The organism is Sphingobacterium suaedae, from assembly GCF_042684625.1.
In the GTDB taxonomy this organism is placed as follows: domain Bacteria; phylum Bacteroidota; class Bacteroidia; order Sphingobacteriales; family Sphingobacteriaceae; genus Sphingobacterium; species Sphingobacterium suaedae.
Genome location: NZ_JBHULR010000004.1, coordinates 408,252 through 420,804 on the forward strand (window position 1 = coordinate 408,252; position 12,553 = coordinate 420,804).

The following is a 12,553-nucleotide window of genomic DNA, read 5'->3' on the forward strand; positions in this document are numbered from 1 at the left end:
GTCAGAGTCTATTCCTGTTTATATTATTACATGTGTCAAATGGGTGCTGACATTTGACAAATTATACGATTACAGCATAGTTGGCTCAGTTTTTTTAAACTAAAATTCTTATTCCCTTGGCAAACAATAATATGCAAAACGAAAGAGTAAATTTTGCTACAAGTAAGAAGGTAATCGATTACCCAGATTTCTTGGATGTGCAATTGCAATCTTTCAAGGAGTTTTTTCAATTAGAAACTACTTCTGACAATCGCCATCAGGAAGGGCTGTTCAAGGTTTTCGCAGAAAACTTCCCTATTTCTGATTCAAGAAACATTTTTGTGCTGGAGTTTTTGGATTATTTCATCGATCCTCCGCGCTATGATATCCAAGAGTGTATCGAGCGTGGCCTGACTTACAGCGTACCTCTAAAGGCAAAATTGAAGTTATCTTGTAATGATGAGGAACACGAAGATTTCGAAACTATTGTACAGGATGTATATCTAGGGACGATTCCATATATGACACCGAAAGGTACTTTTGTCATCAATGGTGCCGAACGTGTTATCGTTTCTCAATTACACCGTTCTCCTGGGGTATTCTTTGGTCAGAGTAGACACACAAATGGTACGAAACTTTATTCTGCAAGGGTAATTCCTTTTAAAGGATCTTGGATCGAATTTGCAACAGACGTTAATAACGTCATGTATGCATACATCGACCGTAAAAAGAAATTCCCAGTTACTACTTTATTGCGTGCGATCGGTTATGATTCAGATAAAGATATCTTAGAGTTATTCGATCTTGCAGATGAGGTAAAAGTTAGTAAATCTGGTCTTAAAAAGTACGTTGGTCGTCGTTTAGCCGCCAGGGTATTGAAAAAATGGATCGAGGATTTCGTAGATGAAGATACTGGAGAAGTGGTATCTATCGATCGTAATGAAATTATCTTAGAACGTGAAACTGTATTAGAGGACGATCACATTGATTTGATCATCGATGCTGGAGTTAAATCTATTATCTTGGCAAAAGAAGATGCATCAAACAATGCGGATTACTCCATTATATATAACACTTTACAAAAAGATACATCGAATTCAGAGAAAGAAGCAGTAGAGCATATCTACCGTCAATTACGTAATGCTGAACCACCCGATGAGGAAACTGCACGTGGTATCATTGACCGCCTATTCTTCTCTGACAAGCGTTATGACTTAGGTGACGTTGGCCGTTACCGTATCAACAGGAAGTTAGGACTTGGTACGGCAGACGATATTAAGGTGCTGACGCGTGAAGATATTATCGCTATTGTGAAGTATTTGATCAATTTGATCAATTCAAAAGCCGAGGTGGACGATATCGACCACTTGTCAAACCGTCGTGTACGTACTGTAGGTGAACAATTGTATGCTCAATTTGGTGTTGGCCTGTCTCGTATGGCGCGTACCATCCGTGAGCGCATGAATATTCGCGATAATGAGGTATTTACACCAACAGATTTGATTAATGCACGTACACTTTCGTCGGTAATCAACTCGTTCTTCGGTACAAACCAGCTGTCGCAGTTCATGGATCAAACTAACCCTCTTGCTGAAATTACGCACAAGCGTCGTTTATCAGCTTTAGGTCCAGGTGGTCTTTCCCGTGAACGTGCCGGTTTCGAAGTGCGTGACGTTCACTACACGCACTACGGTCGTCTTTGTACTATTGAGACGCCAGAAGGGCCAAACATCGGTTTGATCTCTTCTTTGGCAGTACACGCTAAAATTAACAATTTAGGATTTATCGAAACACCTTATCGGAAAGTAAAAGACGGTAAAGTAGTGGTGGATGAGCCGGTTGTTTACCTTTCTGCAGAGGACGAGGATGATAAGACAATCGCACAGGCTAATGCGCAATATGATGATCAAGGTAACTTCTTAGATCCTAAAGTAAAAGCAAGATATGAGGGAGACTTCCCAATTATCGAACCAGAGCGTTTGGATTATATGGACGTTGCTCCGAATCAGATTACCTCGATTGCTGCTTCCTTGATTCCGTTCTTAGAGCATGATGATGCCAACCGTGCCTTGATGGGATCAAACATGCAGCGTCAGGCTGTTCCATTATTGCGTCCGAGCGCGCCGATTGTGGGTACTGGATTGGAGGCTCGTGTAGCATCAGATTCACGCACATTGATTAACGCAGAAGGTAACGGTATTGTAGAATACGTGGATGCCAACGAAATAAAAATCCGTTACGAACGCACAGAAGATGATCGTTTGGTTTCTTTTGACGACGATGTAAAGACGTATAAATTAACGAAATTCAAGAAAACGAACCAGAACACGTGTATTAACTTGAAGCCGATCGTTAAGAAAGGCCAGAAGGTTACTAAAGGCGAAGTATTATGTGAAGGATATGCGACAGAAAATGGTGAGTTAGCGTTAGGTCGTAACCTGAAAGTGGCGTTCATGCCTTGGCAAGGTTACAACTTTGAGGATGCGATCGTAATTTCTGAACGTGTTGTATCGCAGGATTTATTTACTTCGCTTCATATCGAAGAGTTTGAATTGGAAGTTCGTGATACCAAACGCGGTGAAGAGGAATTGACCGCTGATATTCCGAACGTTTCCGAAGAAGCTACGAAAGACTTGGACGAAAACGGTATTATCCGTATCGGCGCAGAGGTGAACGGAGGTGATATCCTAATTGGTAAGATTACACCTAAGGGAGAGTCTGATCCTTCACCAGAGGAGAAACTTCTTCGTGCAATATTTGGTGATAAAGCCGGCGATGTGAAAGATGCTTCATTGAAAGCATCTCCATCCTTGAAAGGTGTTGTCATTGATACGAAGCTTTTCTCGCGTGCGAAAAAGATGTCTAAAGAGGTTGAACGTAAAGCTTTAGAGAAGTTAGAAGTTGCACACGATAAAGCTGTCAAAATTTTAAAAGACCGGTTGGTAGAAAAGCTATTTACTGTTGTAAATGGTAAAACAAGCCAAGGGGTATACAATGTGTATAAAGAATTGTTGGTGCCGAAAGGTGCCAAGTTCACGCAGAAGATCCTTTCTGACTTAGAATATGCACACATCAACCCAACAGGGTGGACAACTGATGAAGATAAGAACGAATTGATCAAATTGGCGCTTCACTTCTATAACATTAAGGTTAATGAAGAATTGGGAGCCTTCAAACGTGAGAAATTTGCTATTTCCGTTGGTGACGAGCTTCCGTCCGGTATTGTTCAGATGGCTAAAGTGTACGTAGCTAAGAAACGTAAACTAAGAGTGGGCGATAAGATGGCGGGCCGTCACGGTAATAAGGGTATCGTTGCCCGTATCGTTCGTGATGAAGATATGCCATTCTTGGAAGATGGAACACCGGTTGATATCGTATTGAACCCACTAGGTGTACCTTCGCGGATGAACTTGGGGCAGATCTATGAAACTGTTTTAGGATGGGCCGGCCAGAAATTGGGAATGAAGTTCGCTACACCAATCTTTGATGGAGCTGAGATGGGTGAAGTTGAGGAGTGGATCTCGAAAGCTGGTTTACCAGCATCGGGTAGAACTTATCTTTACAACGGATTAACAGGCGAGCGTTTCGACCAACCAACGACAGTGGGTGTAATTTACATGTTGAAGTTAGGACACATGGTTGATGATAAAATGCACGCACGGTCTATTGGACCATACTCGTTGATTACACAGCAACCTTTGGGTGGTAAGGCTCAGTTTGGTGGTCAGCGTTTTGGTGAGATGGAGGTTTGGGCGTTGGAAGCATTCGGTGCATCCAACATTCTTCAAGAGATCTTAACGGTGAAATCAGATGACGTGGTTGGTCGTGCCAAAACTTACGAAGCAATCGTTAAGGGTAATAATCTTCCAACGCCATCTGTACCAGAATCATTCAATGTATTGGTACATGAGTTGCGCGGTCTAGGTTTAGATATCACATTAGATTAATCAGTCAAAGGCTTAAGAAGTAGTTTTACTGCTTCTTAAGCTCTTTACATACAGCTTTAACTTTTTATAAAGTATGTCTTACAAAAAAGATAATAAAATCAAAAGTAACTTCACATCGATTACGATTAGTTTGGCTTCACCAGAGACAATTCTGGAGCGTTCAAGCGGTGAGGTTACGAAACCGGAAACAATCAACTATCGTACCTACAAGCCCGAACGTGATGGCTTGTTCTGTGAACGTATTTTTGGTCCGGTGAAGGATTACGAATGTCACTGTGGTAAATACAAACGTATCCGTTATAAAGGGATCGTATGTGACCGTTGTGGTGTGGAAGTTACAGAGAAAAAAGTACGTCGTGAGCGTATGGGACATATCAACTTGGTGGTTCCTGTTGCTCATATTTGGTATTTCCGTTCTCTTCCAAACAAAATAGGTTATTTGCTAGGTCTTCCGACAAAGAAATTGGACATGATCATCTACTACGAACGATATGTGGTTATCCAGCCGGGTATCAAAGAAGAAGATGGAATTTCATTTATGGATTTCTTAACGGAAGAAGAATACTTAGATATTTTAGACACCTTACCGAAAGAAAACCAATATCTGGACGATACAGATCCTCAGAAATTTGTGGCGAAAATGGGTGCGGAAGCTTTGGAAGATTTGTTGAAACGTATCGATTTAGATCAGTTGTCTTACGATTTACGCCACCAAGCGGCTAATGAAACTTCGCAGCAACGTAAAAATGAAGCGCTAAAACGTCTTCATGTTGTGGAGGCTTTCCGCGGTGCAAACGGTCGTATCGAAAATCGTCCAGAGTGGATGATTGTGAAGATCGTTCCGATCATTCCTCCTGAATTGCGTCCTCTAGTGCCTTTGGATGGTGGTCGTTTTGCGACTTCGGATTTGAATGACTTATACCGTCGTGTGATTATCCGTAACAACCGTTTAAAACGTTTGATCGAGATCAAAGCTCCTGAAGTAATCTTACGTAACGAAAAACGTATGCTTCAAGAAGCGGTAGACTCTTTGTTTGACAACTCACGTAAAGTGAATGCCGTTAAGACAGAAGGTAACCGTGCTTTGAAGTCTTTATCTGATATTTTGAAAGGTAAGCAAGGTCGTTTCCGTCAAAACTTGTTAGGTAAGCGTGTGGATTATTCGGCTCGTTCGGTCATTGTTGTAGGCCCTCACTTGAAATTACATGAGTGTGGTCTTCCTAAAGATATGGCTGCTGAACTTTACAAACCGTTTATCATCCGTAAGATGATCGAGCGTGGTATTGTAAAAACAGTAAAATCGGCGAAAAAGATTGTGGATCGGAAAGATCCAGTGGTATGGGATATTCTGGAAAACGTATTGAAAGGACACCCTGTATTACTCAACCGTGCGCCTACGCTTCACCGTTTGGGTATTCAGGCTTTTCAACCGACTTTGGTAGAAGGTAAAGCGATCCAATTACACCCCTTAGTGTGTACGGCGTTCAACGCCGATTTCGACGGTGACCAAATGGCGGTTCACTTGCCTTTAGGTAATGCCGCGATTTTGGAAGCACAGATCTTGATGTTGGCGTCGCACAATATCCTCAATCCGGCCAACGGTTCTCCAGTCACGGTTCCTTCTCAGGACATGGTATTGGGGCTGTATTATATCACAAAGGGTCGCAAATCGACAGAAGACCGTAAGGTGCGAGGCGATGGTATGACGTTTTATTCTCCAGAAGAGGTAATCATTGCCTTGAACGAGAATCAGATCGATCTGCACGCCTACATTAAGGTAAAGACGAAAACAAAAAATAAAGAAGGTCAGATTGTTGATGCCATCATTGAAACAACGGTAGGTCGGGTTATCTTTAACCAGATCGTACCAGAAGAGATGGGTTTCATTAATGAACTATTGACTAAAAAATCACTGCGTAATGTCATCGGTGAGATTGTAAAGAATACGGGTATGGCTCGTGCTGCACAATTCTTGGACGACATGAAGGAGTTAGGATTCCAAACGGCTTTTAAAGGAGGTTTGTCGTTCAACTTGCAAGATTTGAATATTCCTGCTGCGAAAGCTGATTTGATTACTCAGGCTACTAATGAAGTTGATGAGGTAATGAACAACTACAACATGGGTTTCATTACCAACAACGAGCGGTACAACCAGATTATCGATATTTGGACACGTATCAATAATCGATTGACAGCACACGTAATGGACATTCTTTCTAACGATAACCAAGGTTTTAACTCGGTTTATATGATGTTGGATTCCGGAGCTCGTGGTTCGAAGGAGCAGATCCGTCAGTTATGTGGTATGCGTGGTCTAATGGCGAAACCTCAAAAATCGGGTACTTCCGGTGGGGAGATTATCGAAAACCCAATCTTGTCGAACTTTAAAGAAGGTTTGTCCGTATTGGAGTACTTTATCTCCACCCACGGTGCGCGTAAAGGTCTTGCCGATACGGCGTTGAAGACGGCCGATGCGGGTTATCTAACTCGTCGTTTACATGACGTCGCGCAAGATATGATCGTGGTTGAAGAAGACTGTGGTACATTAAGAGGTATTTACAAAACAGCGTTGAAGGAAAATGATGACGTTGTGGAACCATTATATGACCGAATCTTGGGACGTACACCATTGAACGACGTTGTTCATCCAGAAACGGGCGAATTGATCGTGGCGGCAAATGGTGATATTACCGAGGAAATTGCTGAGGAGATCGACAAAGCCGGTATCGAAGGTGTTGAAATTCGTTCAGTATTGACCTGTGAATCGAAACGGGGTGTATGTGCGTGCTGTTATGGACGTAACTTAGCATCGGGCAAGCGCGTGCAATTGGGCGAGGCAGTCGGTGTAATTGCAGCACAATCGGTAGGTGAGCCCGGTACACAGTTGACACTTCGTACGTTCCACGTGGGTGGTACGGCGTCGAACATTGCTGCAGATTCAAGCATCGTGGCCAAGTATGAAGGTCAGGTCGAGTTTGAAAATGTTCGTACGGTCGCTAAAGAAGGTGAAGAAGGACCTTACCAAGTTGTAATTGGTCGTTCGGGTGAAATTCGTATCGTGAATAGCGAGAAGAAAGTACTTTATAACCAAGTTATCCCATACGGTGCGAACTTGTATGTGAACGAAGGTGATAAGGTGGAGAAAGGCAAAGTGTTAGTCGACTGGGATCCATATAACGCGGTAATCATTTCGGAATTTGCTGGTAAGATAGAATTCGAAGCAATTATCGAAGGGGTAACCTTCCGTGACGAGTCTGACGAGCAAACTGGACACAAAGAGAAAGTTATCATTGAAACACGTGATAAAACGAAGAACCCGACCATTAAGATTGCTGATCTAACAGGGGATACACTTCGCTCTTACAACATCCCAGTTGGTGCTCACGTATCGGTTCAAGATGGTCAGAAAATTAAAGAAGGTACAATCCTGGCGAAGATTCCGCGCGCGACGGGTAAGACACGAGATATCACGGGTGGTCTACCTCGGGTAACGGAGTTGTTCGAGGCGCGTAATCCTTCGAATCCTGCGGTTGTTACGGAGATCGACGGTGTTGTGACACTGGGAGGCGTGAAACGTGGTAACCGAGAGATATCTATTGAGTCAAGGGACGGACAGATCAAGAAATATCTAGTCCCACTTTCAAAGCATATCCTGGTACAGGACAATGACTTTGTGAAGGCTGGTATGCCATTGTCTGATGGGTCTATTTCTCCGTCCGATATCTTGTCGATCAAAGGACCTGCTGCTGTTCAGGAATATATTGTAAATGGTATTCAAGAGGTTTACCGCTTACAAGGGGTGAAGATTAACGATAAGCATTTTGAAACCATCGTTCACCAAATGATGCAGAAAGTGAATATCGAAGACCCAGGAGATACCCGGTTCTTGGAAAAAGAAGCCGTAAACAAATGGGATTTTATGCAAGAAAACGACTCGTTATTTGATAAGAAAGTCGTCGTGGATGCCGGAGATTCAAAGACTTTGCGTCCAGGACAGATCGTAACGCTACGTAAGTTGCGCGAAGAAAATTCAAGCTTGAGACGCCAAGATCAGAAAACAGTAGAGGTCCGTGATGCTATATCGGCAACATCTAGTCCGCTGTTACAAGGTATCACGCGTGCGTCTCTAGGTACGAAATCATTCATATCGGCAGCGTCGTTCCAGGAAACCACCAAAGTTCTTAATGAAGCGGCTATCGCTGGTAAGCGTGACGACCTATTGGGCTTGAAAGAAAACGTTATTGTTGGTCACTTGATTCCATCAGGTACTGGTTTACGTGAGTACAGTAATATAATCGTCGGTTCTCGTGAAGAATACGACCAACTATTGGCTTCTAAAGAAGAAGACTAAGTTAGCACGATAGTAATCAAATAAAAAAAGGGTAATGATCATATTCATTACCCTTTTTTCGTATCTATTTGTTCACACTAAAACCAACTAATTTGCCCATCTCCGAAGTCGCCTTTGATAAAGAGCTTATGAAATCCTGCAGCCGTTGCTGTATCGATAATAGCTTGCGGAGTCATCTTATTGACCAAGGCGTGGATAAGACCTGCCATAAACGCGTCTCCGCTTCCAATTCGGTCTATTACCTGTTGCGTTTCTAACGTTTTGGAAGATACATTTTCGAGGGGCGTGTGGTAGGTACCGTAGAAAAGATTATGACTCGGACTGTCCATAAAACGGAATGTATAAGCAATATGCTTGCAACGCGGAAATTTTTCAAAAATTTCTTCTGCCGACTTTTTTGCGGCGTGTAAATAATCTTCTTTGGTCGTGTGGCGGTTCAGCTGCTCGTCGACAGCTGTGCCGAGCATTTTATTGGCAGCCCAAATATTTCCCATAATCACATCGCAGTGCTCTACCAAAGAGGGCATGATTTCTAGAGGCTGTTTCCCGTATTGCCACAAACGGTTTCGATAATTCAGATCTACAGATATCGTCACGTTTCGTGAAGAGGCCTCCTGTAGGATAGTTCCCATCAATGCTGCTAGTTCAGGGTTCAACGCCGGCGTTAGTGCTGTCCAGTGCAACCACGTCACGTCTTGGAAAAATTTTTTGAAATCGATGTCTTGTAAACGAAGCTGACTGAAGCTGGAATACTTTCGGTCATAGATGACTTCGCCTTTGGATAAGCCGTTGGCAGACATCAATATATAGGCTCCCAATCGATCCCCAGATCGAATACTCTTCCCGGTGTCCACGTTCAGTTCTTGAAGGAGCGTTATAATCTCATCCGCGAGGGCGTTGTTAGGGAATGCGCTACAATAGGCGACTGTATCTCCCATTTGTGCTAAGGAAGCCGCGACATTGGCTTCCGATCCGCCAGGAAATATCTCTAGTCGGTTGTTTTTTTTGTCAAAAAAGCTGTTTCCTAAACTTTGTTGTCGGATTAATATCTCGCCAAACGATAATATAACACTCATAAATGGATTTATTTTTCGGTTGTTAAATTAGGGTAATTTTTTTATACCTACTAAGTATATTACGAAATCGTTATCGTGATTTCTTCATTTGGAAAGCCGGTAAATGCCGTAAAAAATAGCTATAATTGAGAATTATAAGCTGAAAAGGGTATCATGAATATACTAGAAAGATTCTCTCTTCGAGGGAAGGTAATCGTCGTAACAGGCGGTACCGGTATTTTAGGTAAAGCATTCGTCAAGGCACTAGCGGAAGCAGGTGCAAAAGTCTGTATTATTGGAAGAAGTCAGGAAAAAGCGGATGAACGCGTACGACTGGTGCAAACTCTGGGTGGCGAAGCTATTGCCGTCGTTGGGGATGTGATGAATGAAGAATCTATGCGAAATGCAAAACATCAGATTTTAGCACATTGGGGGACGATAGACGGTCTTGTAAATGCAGCCGGCGGTAATATTCCAGGCGCGACCATTGCGCCGGATCAAGATGTTTTCGATAATAAAATCGGAGATACAATTAAAGCCATTGAATTAAATTTATATGGTACGATTATTCCCACCTTGATTTTTGGGGAAGTGATGGCCAAGAAGGGTGTCGGATCAATTATCAATATATCTTCATTAGCTGCTAGTCGTCCGATTACACGTGTACTGGGTTATACAGTGGCAAAACATGGTGTGGATGGTTTTACAAAATGGATGGCCGCAGAATTGGCTTTACGCTATAGCGATAAGATTCGAGTCAATGCAATTGCTCCAGGCGTATTTTTGACAGAGCAAAACCGAACGTTGCTAACGAATGCGGATGGCACATACACTGATCGAGCTCAAAAATTTGTGCAAGGTACGCCATTTTCGCGACTAGGCGATCCGTCAGAGCTGGAGGGGACATTGGTCTACCTACTGAGCGGGGCATCGGCCTTCGTAACCGGAGAAACGATCTTTGTCGACGGCGGATTTAATAACTGGTGTGGCGTTTAACATAGAGATAACTATGGAAAGAAAGTTTTTAGAACAAACGTGGCGTTGGTATGGTCCAAATGATCCCGTGTCCCTTCAGGATGTAAAGCAGGCTGGAGCAACAGGAATTGTCTCCGCGTTGCATCATATTCCACATGGCGCGGTATGGCCCAAAGAAGAAATTTTGGAACGAAAGCGCATGATCGAAGATGCTGGACTGGTATGGTCAGTTGTGGAGAGTGTGACCGTACATGAGGCAATTAAAACCCGTAACGCTGATGTCGAGTTTTATTTGGATAATTATCGGCAAACTTTGACCAATTTAGCATCTTGCGGTATCACGACGGTGTGTTACAATTTTATGCCTGTGTTGGATTGGACGAGGACGCAGTTGGATCTCGAAATGAAGGATGGCTCAAAAGCCCTTTATTTTGATTGGATTGATCTGGCTATATTTGATATGCATATCTTGAAACGTCCGTTGGCGAGCGAATCGTACGCATCAGAAATATTGATTGAAGCGGAGAAGCGGTATGCAAGGTATGACGATGCGGCAAAAAAATATTTACAGTCCAATGTTCTGATGGGAATACCGGGGGAGAAGGATCCATCGCTTGAAGATCTTCGTCAAAGCATTGAAGTGTACGGAAAAATCGGTTTTGACGGGTTGCGGGAAAATTTGAAGTACTTTCTATCTTCGATTGCGGATGTTTGCGAACGCGAAGGCATAAAAATGACTATTCATCCTGATGATCCCCCGTACCCCATATTAGGCCTTCCAAGGATCGCCAGTACGATTACAGATTTTAATTATATTATCCGTGCCGTCGATAAAGGCTTCAATGGAATCTGCTTTTGTACCGGTTCGTTAGGAGCTGGACCAGAAAACGATCTGGTCGAGATTTTTAAGTCGGTTAAAGATCGTGTGAATTTTGTACACCTGCGGAATGTCAAGCGAGACGCGCTAGGTAGCTTCTATGAAGCAGATCATCTGGATGGCGATGTGGATATGTATGCTGTCATGAAAGAGCTTGTATCGGAAAACCAAAATCGAGAGTATCCCATACCATTCCGTCCAGACCATGGACATCAGATGTTGGATGATTTAAAAAAAGTTACGAATCCGGGCTATTCGGCAATCGGTAGATTACGAGGTTTGGCCGAGCTCCGAGGTCTAGAGCTCGGTATTATACGAAGTTAGCAAGATGAGCTAACCGATCGTCGATCGTCGAAGCTGAATAGATGTGGGCAACTTAATGTCTTCCCACTCTATTTGGCTTCGATTTGTTTTTTGGATGACTTCAACCAATTTTGTCACCGATATTTCACCTATATCCTTGGTAGGTTGCCTAATGGTGCTGAGTGAAGGATTAAGAGATAATGCTAGATCAGTATTCGCGAAGCCGATAACGGCAAGTGTATCCGGTACTTTTACTTCTAGTTTGGCAAGCACGCCCAGTAGGTGTGTCGTAATGGTGTCTGCTACACCAATAATCGCATTTGGGGGATTAGGAAGCTGCAATAATTTTTTTACATGTTGTTCCATATCTGCTTGTAATTCCGAAATGCTTTTTACGTTGCAATAGACCGTGTATTCGGGCGCGACGGGGAGACCAAAATCAGAGTGTGCCTCGAAATAGCCCAAAAGCCGCGTTGCAGTAATACCCTGACGCGTTCCACAAAATATCGCCATGCGGTTGCGTCCAATGTCTAAGAGGTGCTTGCAGGCTTGATACGTACCGGCTGAATTTAGAACGCCAATTTTATGTGTATCGATCGGATAATTAGTCCGATCGAAAATAACTAGAGGCGTGGTTTTCTGGATTTGTTTCGCGAGTTCCAAATTCGAGCTTTCATGTATAGGACAAAATAAAATGCCATCGACAGCCTTATCGAGCATGGACTGCAGCGCTGCTTTTTCGAGATCTTCACTTTCCATACTGTTCATAATGACGATGCGATAGTGCAGCGCAGAGGCCGTTTGCTGCATCCCTTCCAAGATCTGTGATTCGAATGGGCTTGTCATTTTAGGCAGTACCACACCAATGGTTTGAGTTTTTCCGGTTTTCAAAAACTGAGCTAACACATTGGGCTGATAATTGTGTTTTTTTGCAAATTCCTGTACCTTTTTTTTTGTTATTTCGCTGATTTCGTGGCTATCATTGAGTGCTTTTGAAACCGTCGAAACTGACATATTCAAGGCTTGTGCGAGACTTTTTAATGTTGTTTTGCCCATAGCGAAATAA

At 43.0% G+C, this 12,553-nt stretch carries 6 protein-coding genes; 4 read left to right on the forward strand and 2 right to left on the reverse strand.

All coding sequences use genetic code 11. The annotated features are described in order from the left end of the window. Positions 1–131: 131 nt before the first annotated feature. Together rpoB and rpoC are read left to right on the forward strand one after the other, a co-directional pair. Entirely contained in the window at positions 132–3,926 is a 3,795-nt protein-coding gene (gene rpoB / locus ACFSR5_RS11330; protein ID WP_380903789.1) for a DNA-directed RNA polymerase subunit beta, read from the forward strand. Positions 3,927–3,999: 73 nt separating this feature from the next. Beyond that, on the forward strand, positions 4,000–8,277 hold the full coding sequence (gene rpoC, locus ACFSR5_RS11335; protein ID WP_380903791.1) for a DNA-directed RNA polymerase subunit beta': 4,278 nt from the start codon (positions 4,000–4,002) through the stop codon (positions 8,275–8,277). A gap of 77 nt (positions 8,278–8,354) precedes the next feature. Here rpoC and ACFSR5_RS11340 read toward each other — a convergent pair whose 3' ends face one another. Then, a complete protein-coding gene (locus tag ACFSR5_RS11340; protein WP_380903793.1) occupies positions 8,355–9,353 on the reverse strand; it encodes a PfkB family carbohydrate kinase in 999 nt (332 codons plus the stop codon). Positions 9,354–9,506: 153 nt separating this feature from the next. On the opposite strand from ACFSR5_RS11340, the gene ACFSR5_RS11345 reads away from it, so the two are divergent. Then, the gene (locus ACFSR5_RS11345) at positions 9,507–10,328 is read left to right on the forward strand and encodes an SDR family oxidoreductase (RefSeq protein ID WP_380903795.1); all 822 of its coding nucleotides are present in this window, start codon (positions 9,507–9,509) and stop codon (positions 10,326–10,328) included. A 13-nt stretch (positions 10,329–10,341) separates the two neighbouring features. Beyond that, positions 10,342–11,508 (forward strand): mannonate dehydratase, encoded by a 1,167-nt coding sequence (gene uxuA / locus ACFSR5_RS11350; protein ID WP_380903797.1) that lies wholly within the window; start codon positions 10,342–10,344, stop codon positions 11,506–11,508. A 9-nt stretch (positions 11,509–11,517) separates the two neighbouring features. Here the strand turns inward: uxuA and ACFSR5_RS11355 are convergent, their stop codons facing one another. Further along, a complete protein-coding gene (locus tag ACFSR5_RS11355) occupies positions 11,518–12,543 on the reverse strand; it encodes a LacI family DNA-binding transcriptional regulator (RefSeq protein WP_380903799.1) in 1,026 nt (341 codons plus the stop codon). Between the last annotated feature and the right edge of the window lie 10 nt (positions 12,544–12,553).